The 23,109-nt window shown below is 54.2% G+C and carries 24 protein-coding genes and 1 riboswitch; of the genes, 9 read left to right on the top strand and 15 right to left on the bottom strand.

Annotated features, from left to right (window positions below):
- Positions 1 to 138 precede the first annotated feature (138 nt).
- From hlyD to ACIPUG_RS04530, 4 genes are read left to right on the top strand one after another with little or no spacing between them, the layout of a single operon-like run.
- A complete protein-coding gene (hlyD, locus tag ACIPUG_RS04515) occupies positions 139 to 1,167 on the top strand; it encodes a secretion protein HlyD (RefSeq protein ID WP_400337458.1) in 1,029 nt (342 codons plus the stop codon).
- Positions 1,160 to 2,902 (top strand): ATP-binding cassette domain-containing protein, encoded by a 1,743-nt coding sequence (locus tag ACIPUG_RS04520; protein WP_400337460.1) that lies wholly within the window; start codon positions 1,160 to 1,162, stop codon positions 2,900 to 2,902. Before hlyD ends, ACIPUG_RS04520 begins: the two co-directional genes overlap by 8 nt.
- A complete protein-coding gene (locus ACIPUG_RS04525) occupies positions 2,895 to 4,070 on the top strand; it encodes an ABC transporter permease (protein ID WP_400337462.1) in 1,176 nt (391 codons plus the stop codon). The genes ACIPUG_RS04520 and ACIPUG_RS04525 overlap by 8 nt, the downstream gene beginning before the upstream one ends.
- A 9-nt stretch (positions 4,071 to 4,079) precedes the next feature.
- On the top strand, positions 4,080 to 5,210 hold the full coding sequence (locus ACIPUG_RS04530; RefSeq protein ID WP_400337464.1) for an ABC transporter permease: 1,131 nt from the start codon (positions 4,080 to 4,082) through the stop codon (positions 5,208 to 5,210).
- Between the two features lie 71 nt (positions 5,211 to 5,281).
- Here ACIPUG_RS04530 and ACIPUG_RS04535 read toward each other — a convergent pair whose 3' ends face one another.
- The 6 genes from ACIPUG_RS04535 to moaA form a co-directional block, all read right to left on the bottom strand.
- On the bottom strand, positions 5,282 to 5,989 hold the full coding sequence (locus ACIPUG_RS04535) for a Bax inhibitor-1 family protein (RefSeq protein WP_400337466.1): 708 nt from the start codon (positions 5,987 to 5,989) through the stop codon (positions 5,282 to 5,284).
- Positions 5,990 to 6,101: 112 nt separating this feature from the next.
- Positions 6,102 to 6,554 (bottom strand): molybdopterin synthase catalytic subunit MoaE, encoded by a 453-nt coding sequence (gene moaE / locus ACIPUG_RS04540; protein WP_039516933.1) that lies wholly within the window; start codon positions 6,552 to 6,554, stop codon positions 6,102 to 6,104.
- A gap of 2 nt (positions 6,555 to 6,556) precedes the next feature.
- Positions 6,557 to 6,802, bottom strand: a complete 246-nt coding sequence (gene moaD, locus ACIPUG_RS04545; RefSeq protein ID WP_010280925.1) for a molybdopterin synthase sulfur carrier subunit — start codon at positions 6,800 to 6,802, stop codon at positions 6,557 to 6,559.
- On the bottom strand, positions 6,799 to 7,293 hold the full coding sequence (gene moaC, locus ACIPUG_RS04550) for a cyclic pyranopterin monophosphate synthase MoaC (RefSeq protein ID WP_010280924.1): 495 nt from the start codon (positions 7,291 to 7,293) through the stop codon (positions 6,799 to 6,801). Before moaC ends, moaD begins: the two co-directional genes overlap by 4 nt.
- Before the next feature lie 18 nt (positions 7,294 to 7,311).
- A complete protein-coding gene (gene moaB, locus ACIPUG_RS04555) occupies positions 7,312 to 7,830 on the bottom strand; it encodes a molybdenum cofactor biosynthesis protein B (RefSeq protein ID WP_039499377.1) in 519 nt (172 codons plus the stop codon).
- Between the two features lie 34 nt (positions 7,831 to 7,864).
- A complete protein-coding gene (gene moaA / locus ACIPUG_RS04560) occupies positions 7,865 to 8,854 on the bottom strand; it encodes a GTP 3',8-cyclase MoaA (protein ID WP_039288107.1) in 990 nt (329 codons plus the stop codon).
- A riboswitch (molybdenum cofactor riboswitch) is annotated at positions 8,842 to 8,990 on the bottom strand. (Overlaps the previous gene by 13 nt.)
- Before the next feature lie 411 nt (positions 8,991 to 9,401).
- Here moaA and yvcK point away from each other — a divergent pair.
- Positions 9,402 to 10,334 carry a uridine diphosphate-N-acetylglucosamine-binding protein YvcK gene (yvcK, locus tag ACIPUG_RS04565; protein ID WP_039518982.1) on the top strand — a complete coding sequence of 311 codons (933 nt, stop codon included), beginning with the start codon at positions 9,402 to 9,404 and terminating at the stop codon, positions 10,332 to 10,334.
- On the opposite strand, the gene ACIPUG_RS04570 is transcribed toward yvcK, so the two are convergent.
- From ACIPUG_RS04570 to bioB, 9 genes are all read right to left on the bottom strand, one after another.
- Positions 10,310 to 10,741 (bottom strand): glyoxalase/bleomycin resistance/dioxygenase family protein, encoded by a 432-nt coding sequence (locus ACIPUG_RS04570; RefSeq protein ID WP_039500507.1) that lies wholly within the window; start codon positions 10,739 to 10,741, stop codon positions 10,310 to 10,312. The genes yvcK and ACIPUG_RS04570 overlap by 25 nt on opposite strands.
- A gap of 28 nt (positions 10,742 to 10,769) precedes the next feature.
- On the bottom strand, positions 10,770 to 12,782 hold the full coding sequence (gene uvrB, locus ACIPUG_RS04575) for an excinuclease ABC subunit UvrB (RefSeq protein WP_010280912.1): 2,013 nt from the start codon (positions 12,780 to 12,782) through the stop codon (positions 10,770 to 10,772).
- An 884-nt stretch (positions 12,783 to 13,666) separates the two neighbouring features.
- Positions 13,667 to 14,095, bottom strand: a complete 429-nt coding sequence (locus ACIPUG_RS04580) for a hypothetical protein (protein WP_014914912.1) — start codon at positions 14,093 to 14,095, stop codon at positions 13,667 to 13,669.
- Positions 14,096 to 14,788 carry a hypothetical protein gene (locus ACIPUG_RS04585; protein ID WP_014914911.1) on the bottom strand — a complete coding sequence of 231 codons (693 nt, stop codon included), beginning with the start codon at positions 14,786 to 14,788 and terminating at the stop codon, positions 14,096 to 14,098. It abuts the gene before it with no gap.
- A gap of 81 nt (positions 14,789 to 14,869) precedes the next feature.
- Positions 14,870 to 15,349, bottom strand: a complete 480-nt coding sequence (locus tag ACIPUG_RS04590) for an Hcp family type VI secretion system effector (RefSeq protein WP_014914910.1) — start codon at positions 15,347 to 15,349, stop codon at positions 14,870 to 14,872.
- A 276-nt stretch (positions 15,350 to 15,625) separates the two neighbouring features.
- On the bottom strand, positions 15,626 to 16,306 hold the full coding sequence (gene bioD / locus ACIPUG_RS04595; RefSeq protein WP_400337469.1) for a dethiobiotin synthase: 681 nt from the start codon (positions 16,304 to 16,306) through the stop codon (positions 15,626 to 15,628).
- Positions 16,299 to 17,060, bottom strand: a complete 762-nt coding sequence (bioC, locus tag ACIPUG_RS04600) for a malonyl-ACP O-methyltransferase BioC (RefSeq protein ID WP_205537154.1) — start codon at positions 17,058 to 17,060, stop codon at positions 16,299 to 16,301. The genes bioD and bioC overlap by 8 nt, the downstream gene beginning before the upstream one ends.
- Positions 17,041 to 18,198: an 8-amino-7-oxononanoate synthase gene (bioF, locus tag ACIPUG_RS04605; RefSeq protein WP_400337471.1), complete on the bottom strand. Its 1,158-nt coding sequence runs from the start codon at positions 18,196 to 18,198 to the stop codon at positions 17,041 to 17,043. Before bioF ends, bioC begins: the two co-directional genes overlap by 20 nt.
- Positions 18,199 to 18,237: 39 nt before the next feature.
- Positions 18,238 to 19,275, bottom strand: a complete 1,038-nt coding sequence (gene bioB, locus ACIPUG_RS04610; protein WP_010280900.1) for a biotin synthase BioB — start codon at positions 19,273 to 19,275, stop codon at positions 18,238 to 18,240.
- Positions 19,276 to 19,370: 95 nt separating this feature from the next.
- Here bioB and bioA point away from each other — a divergent pair, with 95 nt between their 5' ends.
- The 4 genes from bioA (at position 19,371) to cdd (ending at position 23,028) form a co-directional block, all read left to right on the top strand.
- Positions 19,371 to 20,675, top strand: a complete 1,305-nt coding sequence (gene bioA / locus ACIPUG_RS04615) for an adenosylmethionine--8-amino-7-oxononanoate transaminase (RefSeq protein WP_180774745.1) — start codon at positions 19,371 to 19,373, stop codon at positions 20,673 to 20,675.
- Positions 20,676 to 20,861: 186 nt separating this feature from the next.
- Positions 20,862 to 21,269, top strand: a complete 408-nt coding sequence (locus ACIPUG_RS04620; RefSeq protein WP_400337474.1) for a CidA/LrgA family protein — start codon at positions 20,862 to 20,864, stop codon at positions 21,267 to 21,269.
- Positions 21,269 to 21,964: a CidB/LrgB family autolysis modulator gene (locus ACIPUG_RS04625; protein ID WP_180774746.1), complete on the top strand. Its 696-nt coding sequence runs from the start codon at positions 21,269 to 21,271 to the stop codon at positions 21,962 to 21,964. Before ACIPUG_RS04620 ends, ACIPUG_RS04625 begins: the two co-directional genes overlap by 1 nt.
- Positions 21,965 to 22,137: 173 nt before the next feature.
- On the top strand, positions 22,138 to 23,028 hold the full coding sequence (gene cdd / locus ACIPUG_RS04630) for a cytidine deaminase (protein ID WP_400337476.1): 891 nt from the start codon (positions 22,138 to 22,140) through the stop codon (positions 23,026 to 23,028).
- Positions 23,029 to 23,109 lie beyond the last annotated feature (81 nt).

Below are 23,109 nucleotides of genomic sequence, written 5' to 3' on the forward strand. Positions count from 1 at the left end.
TGTAACCCGTCATATGATTAATAGCTTCCAGAAATAAGCGACGAGGCGTCCTCTGAACAGCCTGTGGGATCGCTACCGCTGACAAGCCGACCGCTGATAAACAAGGAGCTATTCTTGATAAACAAGGAACTATGCGTGATGAACAAGAGAAAACTGGCGTTCGCTGCCCTGGTTCTTGTCCTGCTCGGTGCGGGTTATGGTTTTTATCACCACCAGCAACAGCAGGAAAAACCGCTAACGCTCTACGGCAATGTCGATATCCGCACTGTTAATTTGGCCTTCCGCGTCGGCGGCAGAGTGGCCGAACTGAACGTTGATGAGGGCGATGCCGTGCAGGCAGGCCAGCCGCTGGCAACACTCGACGCCGCACCTTATCTGAACGCACAACATCAGGCACAGGCGAACCTCGCCAGCGCGCAGGCACAGCTTCAGCTGTCGCAGGAAGGTTACCGACAGGAAGAGATCGCTCAGGTGCGATCTCAGGTTGTCCAGAGTCAGGCGGCCTATGATTACGCCAACAGCTTCTACCAGCGTCAGCAAGGGCTGTGGGACAAACGTGCGATTTCCGCCAATATGCTGGACGACGCCAGAACATCACGTAATCAGGCGCTTGCAACACTACAGGCAGCAAAAGACAAACTGAGCCAGTTCGAAAGCGGTAACCGACCGCAGGAAATTGCCGCCGCGCAGGCGGCGGTAGCACAGGCCGAAGCCGGACTGGCGCAGGCAGAACTGAATAAACAGGATGCCGAACTGCTGGCACCGTCTCCCGGTGTGATCCTCACTCGCGCCGCCGAAAAAGGCAGTATGCTGGCATCGGGCAGTACCGTTTTCACCCTTTCACTCACTCGCCCGGTTTGGGTCCGCGCCTACGTGAGCGAGAAAGATCTTGGCCGCGTCGTGCCCGGTAGCCAGATGCTGATTTACACCGACGGTCGCCCCAATCAGCCCTATCGTGGCAAAGTCGGTTTTGTCTCACCTGGCGCCGAATTCACACCGAAAAGCGTCGAAACGGAAGATCTCCGCACCGATTTAGTTTATCGCCTGCGCATTGTCGTTAACGATCCCGATGACGGATTACGGCAAGGGATGCCGGTCACGCTGCGTTTTGACGATGCTCGCACGGAGGATGCCAGTCGCGCTCACGAGCCCGTTCGCCATGATTAACTCTCCCGCGCAGATCGCGTTGGACGGGCTGGAAAAACGCTTCCCTGGTCAGGAGAAACCCGCGCTCGCCAGCCTCACCGCCGAGATACACAGTGGTGCGGTTACCGGGCTGGTTGGCCCCGACGGCGCGGGTAAAACCACCCTGCTGCGTATGCTGGCCGGATTATTAACTCCCAGTCACGGAACACTTCGCGTGGCGAATCTGGATCCCATCCAGGAGGATCGTCAACTGCATGCCATTTTGGGCTACATGCCGCAAAAATTCGGCCTGTATGAAGATCTGACGGTGATGGAAAACCTGACGCTGTATGCCGACCTGCGTGGTATCACTGGCGAAGTGCGCAGAGAAACGTTCGAGCGCCTGCTGTCATTTACCGATCTGACCCGCTTTACCGACAGGCTGGCGGGTAAACTGTCCGGTGGCATGAAACAGAAGCTGGGGTTGGCCTGTACATTGCTGGGGCAACCTAAGGTGCTCCTGCTGGATGAACCGGGCGTGGGCGTCGACCCGATCTCTCGCCGTGAACTGTGGCACATGGTGCACGAATTGGCCGACGACGGCATGTTGATCCTGTGGAGCACGTCTTATCTTGATGAGGCGGAACAGTGTCGGGATGTGTTGCTGCTGAACGAAGGCGAACTGCTGTATCGCGGCGCGCCGCGCGATTTGACCGCACGTATGGCCGGACGCTGCATCCTGATTGATACGGGCGATCGCCGACATCGGGACGTATTACAGGAAGCGTTGCGTCTGCCACAGGTCAGCGATGGGGTGATTCAGGGGCAATACGTTCGGTTGATGCTAAAACCCGATACGGATCGGGCATCGTTGCTCTCTGCCTTACATCTGGAAGCGGATTGTCTGCACGACACCGATCCGCGCTTTGAAGATGCCTTTATCAACCTGCTGGGTGGTGGCCCGGCCAGTGATTCGTCGCTGGCAAGCATCATGCCGCAGATTGACGTGAGCGGTGGCGAAACAGTGATTGAAGCCCAGGCGCTGACGAAAAAATTTGGTGATTTCGCGGCAACCGATCACGTCAGCTTTCAGGTGAAGCGAGGAGAAATCTTCGGCCTGCTCGGCCCGAACGGCGCGGGAAAATCAACCACGTTCAAGATGATGTGCGGCCTGCTGGTACCGACTGACGGCAAAGCGCTGGTGCTCGACATGGATCTGAAAACCAGCTCCGGCAAAGCTCGCCAGCATTTGGGTTACATGGCGCAAAAGTTCTCGCTCTACGGCAACCTGACCGTCGAACAGAACCTGCGATTTTTCTCCGGCGTCTATGGACTCAAGGGCAAGGCGCAGCGCGATAAAATGGCCGGAATGACCGACGCCTTCAATTTCCAACCCATTTATCGCCAAACGCCGGACGCCCTGCCCTTGGGGTTCAAACAACGGCTGGCGCTAGCCTGTGCACTGATGCACGAACCCGACATTCTGTTTCTCGACGAACCGACCTCCGGCGTCGATCCGCTCACCCGGCGCGAGTTCTGGATACATATCAACGGTATGGTCAACCGCGGTGTCACCGTAATGGTCACCACGCACTTCATGGACGAAGCCGAGTATTGCGACCGCATCGGGCTGGTGTATCGCGGCAAGCTGATCGCCAGCGGCACACCGGACGAACTGAAGCATCAGGCGGCCAGTGCACAGACGCCATCCCCGACGATGGAGGAGGCGTTTATTGCGCTGATTCAGGCGTACGACGGAGAGGCGGAACATGGTTGAACAGAATAGGCCAGAGCAGGATAAAACGAGCCAGCACGGCAGCACGCATTTCTCCACGCGTCGCCTGCGGGCCCTGTGCCTGAAAGAAACCCGCCAAATCTTGCGCGACCCCAGTAGCGGGCTGATTGCGTTCGTCATTCCGCTGCTGTTGCTGTTTATCTTCGGTTACGGCATCAATCTGGATTCAAGCCGACTGCACGTTGGTATCCTGATGGAGCAGCAGAGTGAAGACGCGCGCGATCTGGCGAATACCTTCGCGGCGTCGCCGTTTATCGAACCGACCATCAGCAATAATCGTCAGTACCTGATCCAACAGATGCAGGCCGGCAGCATCCGCGGCTTGATCGTCATCCCCACCGACTTTGCCGAACGGCTGGCGCGGCCGGGCGATCGTGCACCGATCCAGGTCATCACCGACGGCAGCGAACCCAACACGGCGAATTTTGTGCAGGGATACGCAGAAGGTATCTGGCTACTTTGGCAACAGCAGCGGGCGAAAGATCGCGGCGAGACGTTCGAGCAGCTTATCGAGGTGCAATCGCGCTACTGGTTTAATCCAGCTGCTATCAGTCAGCATTTCATCATTCCCGGCGCGATAACCATCATCATGACGGTGATTGGCGCGATCCTCACCTCGCTGGTGATTGCTCGTGAGTGGGAGCGCGGGACGATGGAGGCGCTGCTCTCTACGCAGGTCACCCGCACCGAGCTGCTGCTGTCCAAACTCATCCCTTATTACTTTCTTGGGATGATCGCCATGACGCTGTGTATTCTGGTCTCCACATTCATCATGCAGGTGCCCTATCGCGGCTCGCTGATTTTGCTGTTTGTCATCAGCAGCCTGTTTCTTGCCAGCACGCTGGGCATGGGGCTGCTGATCTCCACCCTCACCCGCAACCAGTTCAACGCCGCGATGGTGGCGCTGAATGCAGCATTTCTGCCTGCCATCATGCTGTCCGGCTTTATTTTTGAAATCGACAGCATGCCGGAATTTGTCCGCGGCGTGTCGTACATCATCCCGGCGCGCTATTTTGTCAGCACGCTGCAAACGCTGTTTCTCGCGGGGAATATCGGTACGGTGCTGATAACCAACCTGCTGTTTCTCATTCTCTCCGCGCTGGTCTTTATTGGCCTGACGGCCTGGCAAACCCGGCGCAGACTGGATTAGGGAGCGACTATGCTGCATCGTCTGTGGACGTTGATTATTAAGGAGCTGCAATCGCTGCTGCGCGATCCGCAAACGCGCTCCATTCTGGTGCTGCCCGTTATTCTTCAGGTTTCTCTGTTTCCTTTCGCCGCGACGCTCGACGTGACCAACGCGACCATTGCGATTTACAGCGAAGACAACGGCCCCCATGCGATAGAACTGACGCAGCGCTTTGCCAAAGCGAAATCCTTTTCTCACGTGCTGATGCTGCATAATTCGCAGGATATTGCACGGACGTTAGATAATCAGCACGCGCTTCTCATTCTGCGCTTCCCGCCGCAGTTCTCACGCGATATCGCCAGCGGGAACAGCACGTCGCTCCAGCTTATTCTCGACGGCAGACGCTCAAATAGCGCACAGATCGCCGCTAACGATGTACAACACATCGTGCGGGATTATCAGTTGGAGTTGCTGGCGGCCAGGCCGGTTCAAAGCGGCGCGAATCAGAACAATCCAAACAACAGCGAGCTGGTAGTGCGCCACTGGTATAACCCGAATCTGGATTACAAATGGTTTGTCGTACCGTCGCTGATTGCCATGATCGCCACTATCGGCGTGCTGATTGTTACGGCGCTTTCCGTGGCACGCGAACGGGAACAGGGTACGCTGGAACAACTGCTGGTTTCGCCGCTGTCCACCAGCCAGATCTTTATTGGCAAAGCCGTGCCCGCGCTGATTGTCGCCACGTTTCAGGCCACGATCGTGCTGCTGGCGGGCATCCTGATTTACCATATCCCTTTCGCCGGATCGCTGCTGCTGTTTTACACCACGATGCTCATCTATGGCCTGTCGCTGGTGGGCTTCGGTCTGCTGATTTCTTCGCTATGCTCAACGCAGCAGCAGGCATTTATCGGCGTGTTCGTTTTCCTGATGCCCGCGATTCTGCTTTCCGGCTATGTGTCGCCGGTTGAGAACATGCCGATCTGGTTGCAGCACTTCACCTGGGTTAACCCGATTCGTCACTTCACCGACATCACCAAGCAGATTTACCTCAAGGACGCGGATTTCAGCATTATCTGGGGAAGCCTGTGGCCGCTGTTTATCATCACGCTAACCACCGGCTCGGCAGCCTACGCGATTTTTCGACGGAATATTGCGTAATAGCAGGTAAGGGAAAAGATAGGCAGGAAGCTATCTGGCGCGGAAAACCGCGCCAGATAAATGGGCAAGAATTAACGACGATTGCCGAAAATACGCAGCAGCATCAGGAACAGGTTGATGAAGTCGAGGTACAGGGTCAACGCGCCCACGATGGAGTATTTACGGAAGCTGTCTTTGTCATCAACGGACAACTGCTCACCAATGTTTTTCAGCTTCTGGGTGTCATAGGCGGTCAGACCGACAAACACCACAACACCGATATAAGTTATCGCCCACATCAGTGCCTCGCTTTTTAGCCACAGGTTCACCAGCGAGGCCAGCACAATCCCGATCAGTGCCATAAACAGCATGCTGCCGAAGCCGCTCAAATCACGCTTCGTGGTGTAGCCGTACAGGCTCATTGCCCCGAACATCCCCGCCGTAATGACAAAGGTGCTGGCGATGGATTCACCGGAGTACATAATGAAAATGCTGGAGAGCGTCAGCCCCGTCAGCGCCGAATAGAGCATAAACAGCGACGTGGCGACCGTACCGCTCAGGCGCTGTACCATGCCGGAAATCACAAAGACCAGCCCCAGTTGAGCAATGATCAGGCCGAAGAAGGTGATCTGGCTGGAGAAAACAAAGTTCAGTACGGCGGGCGTATTCGCCGCGTACCAAGAGACGAACGCCGTCAGCAGCAGGCCGCAGGTCATCCAGCCATAAACCTGTGCCATATAGGCCTGAAGACCAGACTGCGAGCGTTCAACGATTGAACCTGAGCGTGGATATCTGTCCATGATGTTACCTTTGCATAAAAGTTATCTGATTAACGCGGCGCAAACCGCCCGTTTGAGGAAGCGACACGAAAGACGCCTTCCCCGCATCCTTTTATCCTAACACAGAAATGGACTACCAGCGCTGCGCGGCCTGCTTATCACTGTCGCGTGATTCCACCCAGCGTTCGCCTTCCGGCGTCGCTTCCCGCTTCCAGAATGGCGCGCGGGTTTTCAGGTAATCCATAATAAATTGGGCGGCATCAAACGCCGCGCTACGGTGAGCGGCACTGACGCCGACGAACACAATTTCATCGCCCGGATAGAGTGCGCCCACCCGGTGAATCACGCTTACACGCGGCAGTTCCCAGCGCTCGCGCGCCAGTTCGACAATCTCTGCCAGCGCCTTTTCCGTCATACCGGGATAGTGTTCCAGCGTCAACGCGCTAACGTCTTTCGCCAGATTGTGGTTACGCACCTTACCGGTGAACGTCACGACCGCGCCGTCTTCATCACACTGCGCCAGCCACTGATATTCATCACCTACATTGAAGTTCTCTTCGCCGACCCGAATACGCGTGTCTGCCACGATCAACCTCCCGTTACCGGTGGGAAAAACGCCACTTCATCGCCGTCCTGTAACGGATGCGTGAGCTCAACCAGCGACTGATTCACCGCAGCCAACAATTTGCCCGACTCCAGCGCCAGCGCCCAGCGTGCGCCGCGTTGGCACAGTGCCTGCCGGACGTCTTCTACGGTGGCGTACTCGGCAGGCAGCGACAGGCTGTCTGTCTCGATCAGTTCACGGACTTGTGCAAAAAACAGAATCTTGATCATGCGCCCTCCGCCGTAAAGTCGCCGGATTTGCCGCCGCTTTTCGCCAGCAGACGCACCGGACCAATCACCATGTCTTTCTGCACGGCCTTGCACATGTCATAAATAGTCAGCGCGGCGACGGAGGCCGCCGTCAGAGCTTCCATCTCCACGCCGGTTTTCCCCGTCAGACGACACACGGATTCAATGCGAACCCGATTGTGCTCCGGCTGCGCTTCCAGCTCGACAGCAACTTTGCTCAGCAGCAGCGGATGACAAAGCGGAATCAGTTCCCAGGTGCGTTTCGCCGCCTGAATGCCGGCGATGCGTGCGGTGGCGAACACATCGCCCTTGTGGTGGCTGCCGGCAATAATCATTGCCAGCGTCTGCGGTGCCATTTCAACGAAGGCTTCCGCGCGGGCTTCGCGCACGGTTTCAACTTTGGCGGACACATCCACCATCGCGGCTTCACCAGCAGCGTTAATGTGGGTCAATTGTGGCTTAGATGATGACATAATGAATAAGGCTTATCGTTAAGAGGTTTTTTTCACGTGCGGGTAAAAATTGCACGGCTTCTGGCGCGCATCCAGCTGTTCCTGAATGATGCGTTCCCATGCGGTGCGACAGGCGCGAGTCGAACCTGGCATGGCGAAAATCACCGTCTGGTTAGCCAGACCGGCAAGCGCACGGGATTGCAGCGTCGCCGTACCAATATCTTCGTACGACACCATGCGAAACAGCTCACCGAAACCTTCAATTTCCCGATCAAACAAGACGCCAATGGCTTCCGGCACCACATCCCCTGCGGTAAAGCCCGTTCCACCATTAATCAAAATACCCTGCACCTCGTCGCTGGCAATCCACGCCGAGACCCGTGCCCGAATCTGGTACAGGTTCTCTTTCACGATGGCGCTGTCGACGATGCGGTGCCCCGCAGACTGCGCCGCTTCGCGCAGATAGTCGCCGGAGGTGTCATCTTCCGCCGTACGGCGTTCGGAAACGGTCAGAACCGCAAGATTGAGAGAAACAAATTCGCTGCTGACTTTGCTCATGTCAGGCTCCTTTAAGAATCAGTGATGTCGCGGATTAACCGCCGATAAATGACAGATTTTGCGTGATGCCGCTATTCCCTTCATGCAGGAAATGGGTCTGCTTCTTCGTCGATAATCCACCCGAGATACGCATTTTCAAATCATCAAGGTGACGATCGTCGGCCAGTAAATCGCGCAGCGGAATGCCCTGTTCGCCAAAGAGACACAGGTGAAGATTCCCTATGGCCGAGACTCGAAGACGGTTGCAGCTCAGGCAGAAATCTTTCTCATACGGCATAATCAGCCCGATTTCGCCCTGATAGTCAGGATGGCTGAATACCTGCGCGGGGCCGTCGCTGCGTGCACGTTGCTGCTGCTGCCAGCCTTGCTGCAACAGTTGCTGGCGGATCACCTCGCCGGAAACGTGGTGGCGGCGAAACAGATCGCCTCCTTCTCCGGTTTCCATCAGCTCAATAAAGCGTAGTTGAATCGGGCGGTGTTTAATCCAGTCGAGAAAGGTTTGCAGGCTGCCCGCGTTCACATCACGCATCAGCACCGTGTTAACTTTGACCTTGGCAAAGCCACAGTCAAAGGCTGCGTCGATGCCGTCCATCACCTGCCGGAATTTGTCCTGCCCGGTAATCGCATGAAACTGGCGTGCATCCAGACTGTCCACGCTCACGTTCAGCGCTGTTAGCCCCGCATCGCGCCACTGTGCGACATCCCGCGCAAGGCGATAGCCGTTGGTCGTGACCGCCAGCGTGCGAATCGCGGGGTTTTCACGAATGGCTGCGATGATATCGACAAAGTCGCGGCGCAAAGACGGCTCGCCACCGGTGAGGCGGACTTTTTCCGTCCCTAATTCGGCAAAGGCGCGGCTGACGCGACGAATTTCATCGAGTGATAAAAAGCGATGTGGATTAGTGCCATTGGCCTGATAACCATCCGGCAGACAGTAGGTACAGCGAAAATTGCAGACGTCTGTGATAGACAGACGCAAATAGTAGAACTTGCGCGCAAACGCATCAGTCAGTTGACTCACCATAAACACCTTTCCAAATTCGGGAGATGCAGGCATTTCTGCCTCGCACCCTGGTGACCGCGAAGGCCACGGCCAGGGCACCGTATCACGCGCACTACGCGCATCACTTAGGCACCAAGGCTAGGAGTTTGATTCCACTCAGTTATCCGTTAAACAGCAGCGAGATAATCGATCAGGAATCGTGATTTCATTAAGCAGTCTACTGCGAAAAAGCACAGTCAACCACTCTCAAAATCGGTATATAATTAAATACATAGCGAATTTTCAATATCTTATGGTGTACAGCATACGGAAAAATACGCGGCAGAAATTGTCTCAGGTCATGCCTGCGTGAGGATTTTTCGCGTTTTAAGGTGAAATCAGCTACCTTAGCGACAATTCTTATACCCTAAATAATTCAAGTTTCAGGCAGGCGGCAAGAGAAGGCATCCCGATGAGCTTACTCAGGTAAGTGATTCGGGTGACTTAGTGCAGCCAACGCACATGCAACTTGAAGTATGACGGGTATACACGTTATTCATATTCCTCTGACTCATTCATAAGGTTTTCTATGCGCAATCGCACGTTGGCCGACCTCGACAGGGTTGTCGCACTCGGAGGTGGACACGGTTTAGGTCGTGTGATGTCTTCGCTCTCTTCCCTGGGTTCACGGCTAACCGGCATTGTCACGACGACAGATAACGGCGGCTCGACTGGCCGCATCCGTCGTTCTGAAGGCGGTATTGCCTGGGGCGATACCCGCAACTGCCTGAATCAACTCATTACGACGCCCAGCGTGGCATCTGCGATGTTTGAGTATCGGTTTAACGGTAACGGGGAACTGGCCGGACACAATCTGGGTAACCTGATGCTAAAAGCGCTCGACCACCTGAGCGTGCGACCGCTGGAAGCCATTAACCTGATTCGCAACCTGCTCAAAGTGGATGCTTTTTTAATTCCGATGTCCGAACATCCTGTCGATTTGATGGCAATTGATGAACAGGGCAACCCCGTTTATGGTGAAGTCGAGATCGATCAGTTGGCAGCCTTGCCACAGGATTTGATGCTGTACCCGACGGTGCAGGCCACGCGCGAGGCGATTGATGCCATCGCCAAAGCTGACCTGATTTTGATTGGTCCCGGCAGCTTTCTGACCAGCCTGATGCCGCTGTTGCTGCTAGATGATTTGACACAGGCACTCCGCCGCACGCCCGCCCCCATGGTGTACATCGGCAATTTGGGCAATGAGCAGAGCAACCCCGCTGCCCGCCTGACGCTGGTGGAGAAGCTATCCTGGATTGAACACAAGGTAGGAAAACCCGTGGTTGATGCTGCGATTGTCGGTCCAAAAGTCGATATCAGCCAGATTGGCGACCGACTGGTCGTGCAGCAGGCGCTGGCCGCAGAAGATGTTCCTCACCATCACGACCGTGAGTTGCTGCGCCAGGCCATCGATCGTGCGCTACAGCTGCTGGGCTCTCAACCCCGCAACCACGGCGTATAAGTCACACCAATCAGAATGCCTTCGGGACTCAGGAAACGCGTGACCTGCTGTCCCCAAGGCTCAAGACGGTTTTCCACCAGCAACACATAGCCTTGCGCTTTCAGCGTGCTGGTCGCTTCCACCATGTCAGCCACTTCGAACTCCAGCCAGCTTTGCGGTTCAGGAAGATCCGTAGGCCAACTTCCGTGCCCAAAACAGGACTCGCTAGCCTGTGACAGCGGCCAGAGCGCAAAATGCTTCACACCCTCCATCTCATCGCTCACCAGATAGTCACTCCCTTCCGCAACGGGCTTCAGCGGCAACTTCAGCGTATCAACATAGAGCGCATGGCTGGCAGAAAGGGATTTCACGATCGGCCCAAAACCCGCCACAAACAGCACTTCTACACCCGGTATAGTCTGATCCATCATTAATCCTCAGTGAGCGCTTGCATCGTTAAGATACCGCGATAAATTGTGCGCGCAGTGCTTGTACTTCATCGCGTAACGCGGCTGCCTCTTCAAATTCAAGGTTCTGCGCGTGCGTCAACATCTTGCTTTCCAACTCGCGGATTTTCAGCTCCAGCGCCTTCGGCGTCATAAGTTCATAGCGTGCTGCTGGCTCTGCCGCTTTACGATTGCCACGCCCTTTGCCTTTGTTCGTCGGCTGCCCCAACTGCAGGATATCGGAAATCTTCTTATTGATTCCCTGCGGCACAATGCCGTGCTCGGTGTTGTAGGCTTCCTGCTTCTCGCGGCGACGCTCCGTTTCACCAATCGCTTTAGCCATTGATGCCGTAATCTTGTCGCCGTAGAGAATGGCTTTGCCGCGCAGGTTACGTGCCGCACGGCCAATTGTCTGGATCAGGGAACGTTCAGAGCGCAGGAAGCCCTCTTTATCGGCATCCAGAATCGCCACCAGCGATACTTCAGGCATATCCAGTCCTTCACGCAGCAGGTTGATACCCACCAGCACGTCGAACTCACCAAGGCGCAAATCACGGATGATTTCCACACGCTCGACGGTATCGATATCCGAGTGCAGATAACGTACCCGCTCGCCGTGCTCTTCCAGATACTCCGTCAGGTCTTCCGCCATTCGCTTGGTCAGCGTGGTGACCAGTACCCGTTCGTTAATCGCGGCACGCAGACGTATTTCGGAAAGCAGATCGTCCACCTGTGTTGCGACAGGCCGCACTTCGATGATGGGATCGAGCAATCCGGTGGGACGCACCACCTGATCGATCACTTCACCGCCCGATTTTTCCAATTCATAGTTACCCGGCGTCGCAGAGACGTAGATCGTCTGTGGAGCCAGCGCTTCAAATTCTTCAAATTTCATCGGTCGGTTATCCAGCGCCGAAGGCAGCCGGAAACCGTATTCGACCAGCGTCTCTTTACGCGCGCGGTCACCGCGATACATACCGCCGATCTGAGGAACGGTGACGTGGGATTCATCGATGACCAGCAACCCGTCCGCAGGCAGATAGTCAAACAGCGTCGGTGGCGGTTCACCGGGACCGCGACCGGAAAGGTAGCGCGAGTAGTTTTCGATACCGGAGCAGTAACCCAGTTCGTTCATCATCTCCAAATCAAACTGCGTACGCTGACTCAGCCTCTGCTCTTCCACCAGTTTGTCATTGGCCAGCAGCACCTTTTTACGGTCAGCCAGTTCAACCTTGATGTCTTCCATTGCCTGCAAAATACGCTCACGCGGCGTGACGTAGTGCGTTTTCGGATAGATGGTATAGCGCGGCACCGTCTGGAGGACGTGACCCGTCAGCGGGTCAAACAGCGACAGCCGCTCGACTTCCTCATCGAACAGTTCAACACGCAGCGCGATTTCGTCAGATTCCGCAGGGAAGATATCGATCACCTCACCACGCACGCGGAACGTACCGCGCTGAAACGCCTGATCGTTGCGGGCATACTGTAATTCGGCCAGACGTCGCAAAATAGCGCGCTGGTCAATCAGCATCCCCTGCGTCAGGTGCAACATCATTTTCAGATAGAGATCGGGATCGCCCAGACCGTAGATCGCGGATACCGAGGCCACGACGATCACATCGCGCCGCTCCAGCAGCGCTTTTGTCGCGGAAAGGCGCATCTGTTCGATATGTTCGTTAACCGAAGCGTCTTTTTCGATGAAGGTATCCGAGCTTGGAACGTAGGCTTCTGGCTGATAATAGTCGTAGTACGACACGAAGTACTCGACGGCATTATCAGGAAAGAATTCTTTCATTTCGCCATACAGCTGAGCTGCCAGCGTTTTGTTGGGTGCCAACATCATCGTCGGCCGATTGAGGTCGGCAATCACGTTGGCGATCGTGAACGTCTTACCTGAACCTGTTACCCCGAGCAGCGTTTGGTGCGCTAACCCGTCTTCCAGGCCCTCTTTTAAACGACGAATAGCCTCAGGCTGATCGCCTGCCGGTTTAAAGTCGGAATTCAGTGTAAATACTTTACTCATCGTTAAGCACGCTACTTATCGTTATTACCCATCGCGCAATGCGATGTTCGTGGATGGATGCTCGGAGGCAGGTAAAAGGCACAGACTGACGATTTCAGGCACGGCTACGAGGTGTCATCGTCATCCCTCGTCGTACCGTTATCACCCTGACAGAGACAACACTGACAGGTATGACACGCGATGCTTTATTTTGAATGCCAATGACGAAATTCGCCACCGCAATGATACTGGATATAAAAACAGCATCAAGGAAATTATCTCTGGATTGGATGATTAATCGACAAATGAATTTGCTAGCACATCCATATTCAATCTACCAGATAAAATCATGATCATTTATCCCCAGATTTGGTAAAAATGTAACATGCGGGGATGCCCGATGACGTTAATTTATGCAACTACGCCCCATTGATGTTCAAGACGCTTGATTTTACTTAAGCATATGATAATAAATAGATTAGCAAAACCGTGGAGAATAGCGTCAACCTGGCGACAACCCGCGCCAGCTCTCGGTTAGGGCGCGTTGTCTATCCATAATACACATAGTTATCCACAGAAATGGTGGATAACTCCCACAACCCCGCATCAGCACTGAGTTAGAGAAATACCCGCTTCATTCGCGATTCCCCCTGATATGGATTTTCTTCACACTCTTTCTGTGATTTATCGCATAAGTATTAGACGGAAAAAGACTAAAAACAGCAGAGGGCTAAATCGCAACAATTCAGGCATGACGGGGAGTTAGGGGAAAACTCAAGAAGGTTTTAGCTATTAATCGGCATGAAAATGTAGGTTTTACACTCATGAAACAGATGCCAGTAAAAAACAACAAAAACCGGTGCTTGATTAAACGCAGGCGAAGGGTTTGCTAAAAACGCTCATATCTACAACGTTCGCAACAGTACCACCTGCATACCAACCATCTTTCTTTCCTGATCCACAGAGAGCACGATTCTCTTGGTGCTATCTTTACTCAGCCACTCTTCCCAGCCTTGTTCTACCTTTTCACGGGTACAACCGATTGAAATAAGATAGTTCCTTAGAGACGCTATATCCGTGGTGTCTTCAAAATGAACCGCGCTCACTTCCGAGCCAGGCCCCTCTGGAGGAGCATGCACAAACTGGTAAACCGTCGATATCCGCGGTGCATCTTTGACTATCTCATCAGTGAGGTCGTCGTAAAGAGCTTTATCTTCCATGGTATAGTATTCAATACCATCTAATTGAAAGAAAAAGATAAAAAAGAACAACAGCAGCCCCACGACAGCACAGGTAATGATCAAATTCCGCAGCAAACGATATAGCGTCGCCATTTATCCTCCAAAATAGCGCAGAATCACTTCGGATCCATCATCAACCGCAATACCCACCTTTTCAGACGGAACCGGAGCATAAGGCTTTATTGCCGTCATAAATGCAGGCAACACGCCGAAATAGGGCCGTGCATTAGGATTTTTCTCCGGATCGGGGAAGAGCAGTGGCCGGAATGATTGATTCTTAAACGCACCGATAGGGCCGTAAAAATCCCAGCGTTTTAATGCCTCGTCCCTGCTAATCGGCTTAAGCTCAGAGAAATAATGCATACCATCAACAGCCCGATAAAAGCCCAATAAGTCTGAGACTAAATCTTCGCCGCTAAACCCGCTGTCTGTGAGAAAGTTAAACGGAAAGCTCCCCTGTAGTCCCTCAAAGCGATAAGCGACTTTCATCATCATAGCTAACGTGATGCTGAACTGCTCGCTACGCGATACGCCTTTTTTGATGCGCCAGACGGTATATTTAGATGCACCGATTCTTTTCCTAAATTTCCGCATATCTTGAAAATATGTCACATCATAATAAGGCTTGTCTCCACTCTCACCTGCCTCAAATTGAAGTAGTAACGTTCTGATATCGTCGCCTTGGGCATGACCTAAATCAACCCAACCAAGCACTTCGGTATAGACCAATCCATAAGTTAGCGACGTTGCCGCAGAGCCATCCACAATATCCGAACGTTTACTCATAAAACCCTCAATGTGTCCTTATTTACGGACTGCAGCACAGGAAAATAGAAACAGCCAGAACAAAATGAATCAGTCATCACTTCACATAACGGTATCTTGCCAGAACAGATAGGAACTGGTGCGTGCAGCCACATGTTCCCATTCAATGGTGTGAAATTTAAAAGACACACTTTCGCTCGGTTGCAAATCGTTGTGCGTTAAAGAATTAGGATACACAGCATTGATGCCAGAAATAATTCCGCCTAATAACCTTATTTTAAAATACAGCTCATTGCCGCCCGCCATGGCTGTCCGATAAAGAGAGAGTTCACAGGTTAACTTTTCTTTATCACCCAGAGCCTGGGATAATAGCGGCGTTGATTTATCGATGGGCTTTCTGATTTGGAGGGGATAGAATGAAACGTTATCTTCGCGCATAACGCTGGTATTTAATTCATAAACAAAAATCTCATCTTCGTGTCCAGACTGATGCAGGTTTCCTATCGACGCCATGGTGGAGCACCCTGCTGATATCAATCCTTGTTTATCGCCATTAAGTGAAAGATAAATAATATTCGCCATGATACGTTCCTTGAATCACGTTAGTTGTTCGCATAAATATTTTTAATAAAACGCATCTAATAAAACAAATGTTGCGATATTTATTCTATCACCATTATTTCATGAACGACCAGACATTAATGAAATGTAGCTTTTAAAAAAGAAATGGATTAGCGCCTCCATTAAAAACACTGCGTTAACCCATTAAATGAAGAAGTAATAAATAACGCCATTATCATTTGGCATAAAATAATCAGTCAATAATAAAAATCATCCCAATTTTTTTAATGACGTTACTCATTTCGCTAATAACCCAATATCAACGTACTGCCCCAGATCATGCCGTTGAAGATCCGATACATAAGGAATTTCGCCCAGCATCGGCGCGGGCAGGCGCTGTTGCAGCGTTTGCAGATACGGCTGGTGCCATTTTCCGGGCGGCGTGATGTCATTAGCAATCCAGCCGCCAAGTCGCAGGCCCGCGTGTTGAATGGCGTGAGCCGTTAACATCGCGTGGTTGATACAACCCAGCTTGATGCCGACCACCAAAATCACGGGAAGCTGTTCCTGTAACACCCAGTCAGCAAATGTATCCTGCTCTGACAGCGGCGTAAACCACCCGCCAGCGCCTTCGACAAGCAGCCAATCCGCCTGTGTTTCTAATGCCCGCAGCCCTGCGGACAACGCAGGGAGATGGATAGGCCGCTGCTCCACCGAACTGATAATATGCGGTGACGTCGGCTCCATAAACGCCAGCGGGTTCACCGCCTGATACTCCAGTCGGACGCTGCTATTGGCCTGAAGCGCCAGCGCATCGCTGTTGCGAATGCCGTCGGCCGTCATTTCACAGCCGGACGCCACGGGTTTATAGCCTGCGGTGCGGTATCCAGCCTGATTCGCCGCCTGAAGTAGCGCCGTACTCGCGACCGTTTTCCCGACTTCGGTATCCGTACCCGTCACAAACCAGCGCTCAATCACGATAAATCACTCCATAAACCAGTTGATAGCTGAGCGGGTAGCCGCCCTGTTCTTGCGGATAATGGGCAGACAACGCCGCCAGACGTGTCCGGCTCAATAGCCCCGGCGTACGCCCTTCGTGCAGCCAGGTCGCGCCAATCCCCTTCAGCGATTTCATCAACGTCAATACATCGGGAAAAAGGCAGACTTCACGTTCTTGTACTAAATGATGCCGATAAGGCTGACAGGCCGCATCGATAGCGGAGAGCGGCAGAAAGCGATTCGTCCGCTGTGTGCCGTCCAGCCGCTGCCACGCCTGTGACAGTTCGCTTAAGGAACCGTCCGCCAGCGTCGCAAACGCAATCACGCCACCCGGCCGCGTAACCCGATACAGCTCGGCCAGCGCACGCGGTAACGAGTCGCACCACTGCACGGCCAGATTGCTATAGCTGATGTCTACACAGCCATCCACCAGCGGCAGATTTTCGATATCCCCTTCCTGATAGCAGTCTGCTGCGTCCAGTTCACGGGCATACGCCAGCATGTCTACCGATAAATCCAGCGCGGTCACATAGTGACCAGCCTGACGCCAGTGGCGGCTAAAATGCCCGGTTCCGCACCCCGCATCCAGCACCTGTAGGCCGCCGTGCGGCGGCATTAATGCCAGCAGACGTTCTCCGCTGGTACGTTGCAGCTCGGCAAAGCGATCGTAACACCCCGCAGCACGCCCAAACGCCTGCGCAATCGCCTGCTTGTTATAGTTTTCTGTCAGCATGATGCAATACCGTAAGCAAGCGACTGATATCTTCCGGCTGATGTTCCGCCGTTAGCGTAATCCGCAGACGCGCGCTGCCGACAGGTACTGTCGGCGGACGCATCGCACTGACCCACACGCCCTGTTCACGCAGATGACTCATCAGATCCATTGCCCGCGCGTTCTCACCGACAATCAGCGGCTGAATCGCACTCTGTGAATCCATCAGTTGATAGGTGGAGTTGGAAAAACCTGCGCGGAACTGGGCGATGTTACGTCGTAGCGCCTCACGCCGCGCATCGCCCTGTCGGACACAGTTAACTGCCGTACTCAGCGCACAGGCCTGTGCGGCAGGCATCGAGGTGCTGTAAATCAAATGACGAGCGAATTGCAGGAAATACTCGGCCAGCGGTTCGGCGCACAGTACCGCCGCGCCGCTCACACCGAACGCCTTGCCAAACGTGACAATCAGCAGTTCGGGTTTAACGCCCTGCTGCCAACAGCTGCCGCGACCTTCATCACCCAGCACGCCAATCCCGTGTGCATCGTCCACCATCAGCCAGGCATCGTGCGCTCGACACTGAGCTTGCAACTCCGGCAGCGGCGCAGTATCGCCATCCATGCTGAAAACACCTTCGGTCACCACCAGCGTCTGGCCGTCCGTCGGTTTTTCCAGCAGCGCTTGCAGGCTATCGACCTGATTGTGTTTAAAGCGGCGCAGCGTCGCGGGTGACTGTGCGGCCGCTTCCAGCAGTGAAGCGTGGCTGAGTTTATCGGCGAAAATACGGTCTTCCGCCTGTGCCAGCGCAGCCACCACCGCCTGATTCGCGGCATAGCCGGAAATAAACAACAGCGCACGCGGGTAGCCCAGCCAGTCGGCAAGCTGATTTTCCAGCGCGGCATGGGCATCGGTATACCCCGTCACATGCCCGGAACCGCCGCTGCCAATACCGTATTGCTCAGCGCCCTGCTGCCAGGCGTGCACAATCTCTGGGTGGTGACTCAGCCCCAGATAGTCGTTGCTGGAAAAATTCAGGTAGCAGCGATCGCCCTGCATCAACCAGCGCCCGCTACCGCCCTGATTCACCCGTCGCACACGGTAGGCATCATCACGCTGGCGTTGTACCAGCGCGGCGTCAATACGTTGCTGCCAGCTCATAATGCAGCGCGCCTTGCCCGACGGTTTGCAGGTTGGACGTTATACCGCAGCATTATAAAACTGCTCGCTATCAGCGTTAATCAGCTGTTCCGCCAACCGCTGTTGCTGTTGGTTATCTCCGTATTCAGTCCCCGTCTGCTGCGGATTCAGACCTAATTTGAGGAACAGCGCCAGATCTTTGTCTTCTTTCGGGTTTGGCGTGGTAAGCAGTTTGCAGCCGTAGAAAATGGAGTTCGCCCCCGCCATAAAACACATCGCCTGCGTTTGCTCACTCATCTGCTCGCGTCCGGCGGACAGGCGCACATAGGAAGCCGGCATCATGATGCGCGCAACGGCAATAGTCCTAATGAAATCAAACGGATCGACATCATCGTTATCCGCCAGCGGCGTGCCTTTCACCTTCACCAACATGTTGATCGGCACGCTTTCCGGCGGCGTCGGCAGGTTAGCCAATTGCACCAGCAGCCCGGCGCGGTCGCGCACGGTTTCACCCAACCCAACGATGCCACCCGAGCAAACTTTAATGCCCGCGCCGCGCACTTTATCCAGCGTATCCAGACGCTCCTGATAGGTGCGGGTCGTGATGATGCTGCCGTAAAATTCCGGTGAGGTATCGAGGTTATGGTTATAGAAATCCAGTCCGGCAGAGGCCAGACGCTCGGCCTGATCGTTGTGCAGCGTCCCCAGCGTCATGCAGGTTTCCATTCCCATGGCTTTCACGCCTTGCACCATCTGTTCCAGATACGGCATGTCACGCTCGTGCGGGTTTTTCCACGCCGCCCCCATACAAAAGCGCGTCGATCCTGCGGCTTTCGCCTGACGGGCCGACTCCAGTACCTGTTCAACCTGCATCAGGCGTTCAGTATCAATCCCGGTACGGTAGCGGGAACTTTGCGGACAATACTTACAGTCCTCAGGACAGGAACCGGTTTTGATCGACAGTAGCGTACTAACCTGCACCTGACGGGGATCAAAATGCTGACGATGGATCTGCTGCGCTTCAAACATCAGTTCCAGAAAGGGTTTATTAAATAAGTCTTGCGCTTGCTCAAGCGTCCAGTACATGCGGTCAGCCACTTCGGCATCTCCAAACTAAAAACGTTTCGCCAGTGTAAATTAACCCGATATACTGTCAACCAAATAGAATCTATTTTGGTTTACGAAAGATCATCATGAGCCCAGAAGACATTGCTTTTGACCAGCGCCACATTTGGCATCCCTACACCTCAATGACCGAACCGCTGCCTTGCTACCCGGTCGTATCAGCCAGCGGCGTCGAGCTTCAGTTGGATGACGGACGTCGCCTGATTGACGGTATGTCATCGTGGTGGGCGGCGATCCACGGTTACAACCATCCGACGATCAATCAGGCAGTACAGACTCAGCTCAGTCAGATGTCGCACGTGATGTTTGGCGGGATCACCCATCCGGCGGCGGTGGCGCTGTGCCGCCAACTGGTGGACATCACGCCGGATGCGCTGGAATGCGTGTTTCTGGCGGATTCAGGCTCGGTAGCCGTCGAAGTGGCAATGAAAATGGCGCTGCAATATTGGCAGGCACGCGGTGAAATCCGTCAGCGCTTTCTCACTCTGCGTCATGGCTATCACGGCGACACCTTCGGTGCGATGTCCGTGTGCGATCCGCAAAATTCGATGCACAGCTTGTATCAGGGCTATCTGCCGACTCACCTGTTTATCGATGCGCCGCCATGCGCCGCGATCAACGAAGGCGGTTTTACCGACGACTGGCAGGAAGCGGATATCATGCCGCTCCAGTCGATGCTGTCAGCGCACGCCCATGAGATCGCAGCCGTGATTCTGGAACCCATCGTGCAAGGCGCGGGCGGCATGCGCTTTTATCATCCGGCCTATCTGCGTCGGGTTCGGGAACTGTGCGATCAATGGGGGATCTTGCTGATTGCCGATGAGATCGCGACCGGATTTGGCCGCACCGGCAAACTGTTTGCCTGCGAACATGCGGGGATTTCACCCGATATTATGTGTCTGGGGAAAGCGCTTACCGGCGGTTATATGACGCTCTCCGCCACGCTGACCACTCGGACAGTTGCGGAAACCATCAGCAACGGCGCGGCAGGCTGTTTTATGCACGGCCCCACATTTATGGGCAATCCACTCGCCTGCGCGGCAGCCAATGCCAGTTTATCCCTGCTGGCGGAGAACCGCTGGCAGCAGCAGGTCAAACAGATTGAGCGGCAGCTGCGAGAAGCGCTGCAACCCTGCACAGATTCGTCGCTGGTGGCGAACGTTCGCGTACTGGGCGCTATCGGCGTAGTGGAAACACAGCGTCCGGTTAATATGGCGCGGCTACAGCGTTTCTTCGTCGAGCACGGCGTGTGGATTCGCCCCTTTGGCCGACTCATTTATCTGATGCCGCCGTTTATCATTCAGCCTGATGAACTGCGTAAGCTGACCGATGCGGTCTGTGCCGCGATTCGTGACGAACGGCTATTTGATTAACGACTATTTGGATCAATAAAGCATTTGGCTCAATAAAGGCTTGGGTGCGGCACGTTTGCTGTCGCCCTCAGGCCATTCACCCCTTATCCCTTGCCATGTGTTGCTGTATAACGTTAGCAATGTGCGCTGTAGCACGTAAATTCCATTAGCGTTATGATAATCCCCTCAGCTAATCAGGAATTTCCCATGCGTAATACGTTCATCGTGTGCTGGCAGTATTTACGCGCTTTCGCATTGATTTATCTCTGCCTGCTGGCAGGCAATGCGGTATCCGCGTTACTTCCGTTCACTATCCCCGGCAGTATCATCGGCATGCTGGTCTTGTTCATCCTTCTCGCCTCGCAAATTCTGCCCGCGCAGTGGGTAAAACCAGGTTGCCACCTGCTTATTCGTCACATGGCGCTGTTGTTCGTCCCAATCGGCGTCGGCGTGATGAATTATTACGATCTGGTCAGCCAACAGTTTGGCCCTATCATCGTTTCCTGCCTGATCAGTACCTTTATTGTGATGTTGGTTGTGGGTTTCAGTACCCAGATAATGCAGCGTGAACGAGCCGTGGCTGGCGATCGTACGCCGCCGAAGGATAATGAATAATGTTCAGCTATTTGTGGTGGTCGCTGCCCCTCACTCTGATTGTCTTTTTCGCCGCGCGTAAACTGGCCGTGCTGACCCGGATTTCCCTGTTGAACCCGCTGCTGGTGTCGATGGCGATTATTATTCCGCTGCTGCTGGTATTGAAGATTCCCTACGAGCACTATTTTCAGGGCAGTAAAGTCCTTAACGATTTGCTGCAACCGGCGGTGGTCGCGCTGGCGTTCCCGCTTTATGAACAGCTGCACCAAATTCGCGCGCGCTGGAAGTCGATCATCAGCGTGTGCTTTATCGGTAGCCTGACCGCCATTATCTCCGGCACGTTGGTGGCGCTGTGGATGGGGGCATCGCCAGAAATCGCCGCCTCGGTGCTGCCTAAATCCGTCACCACGCCGATTGCGATGGCCGTCGCCAGCTCGATTGGCGGGATTCCGGCTATCAGCGCCGTCTGCGTGATTTTTGTCGGTATTCTCGGCGCAGTCTTAGGCCACAGCCTGTTCAACCGCATGGGTATCAAAACCAAAGCCGCACGCGGGTTGTCGATGGGTACTGCCTCACACGCCCTCGGTACAGCGCGCTGTGCGGAGGTTGATTATCAGGAAGGCGCATTCAGCTCGCTGGCGCTGGTCATCTGCGGGATCATCACGTCGCTGATTGCGCCGCTCATCTTCCCTCTACTCTTGCACGTCGCTGGCTGAATCTAGCGGGGGACGGTGCGTGCCTCGCATCGTCCCGCTATAAAATTGAGATACATCTCGCATTTAGCAGTTAATTTGCATTCCTTTCATTTAACAAAGAGATTTTGATCACAATTTATTGCTACTCTGCTACCTAACATGACGTCATTGACGGGTAAAAAGAGTACGCCGATATGCATCCACGATTTGAAAACGCCTTCCAGCAATTACCTGCCAGTCTGCAAGCCGCGATCGGTCCCTTGATCGATAAACCCGATTTCGCCGCCATGCTTACCGCAGACGACGTGAATGCCGTCTGCGAAGCCAGCCAGCTAGACGCCGACGCGTTGGCCTTTGCGCTATTGCCTCTGGCCGCTGCCTGCGCACAAGCGCCTATCTCGAATTTTCAGGTTGGCGCGATTGCGCAAGGACTCAGTGGCAATTTCTACTTTGGTGCCAACATGGAGTTCAGCGCGGTCCAGTTGCAGCAAACGGTGCATGCCGAACAAAGCGCCGTCAGCCACGCCTGGATGCGCAATGAGCGTGGATTGCGAGCCGTGACCGTGAACTACACGCCGTGCGGCCACTGTCGTCAGTTTATGAATGAATTGCGTAATGCCGCGTCGCTGCGCATTCAATTGCCGGGTCGCCAGCCTGCCGTGCTCAGCCACTATCTGCCGGATTCCTTTGGCCCCGTCGATCTGCACATCGATACCTTACTGATGGATGACATCAACCACGGCGCAACCTTGCAGAATGTGAACTCGCTTGCACGTCGGGCGCTGGATGCCGCCAACCGTAGCCACGCGCCCTATAGCAAAGCCATCAGCGGCATTGCGCTGGAAACCTCAAGTGGCAACATTTATACCGGACGCTACGCAGAAAATGCGGCATTCAACCCGAGCCTGCCGCCTTTGCAAGTTGCATTGAATCTGATGAATCTTGCTGGCGACGCTCCGTGCACCATTAAACACGCGGCTGTCGTTGAGCGTCGTCATGCGGTTGTCAGCCACTGGGCCATTTCGCAAATTATGCTGGCTGAATTGGGCTGTACCGACATTGAACATCACTTTATTGAGGAATAACGGCAGAGGTCAGCACAGGATTTCAGCAAAGGAAAGTGTGAGAAACGAGAGGTGAATCGATAAAGCCTGCATTTTGACTAA

The sequence above is a fragment of the Pectobacterium sp. CHL-2024 genome (assembly GCF_044751765.1).
GTDB lineage: Bacteria > Pseudomonadota > Gammaproteobacteria > Enterobacterales > Enterobacteriaceae > Pectobacterium > Pectobacterium brasiliense.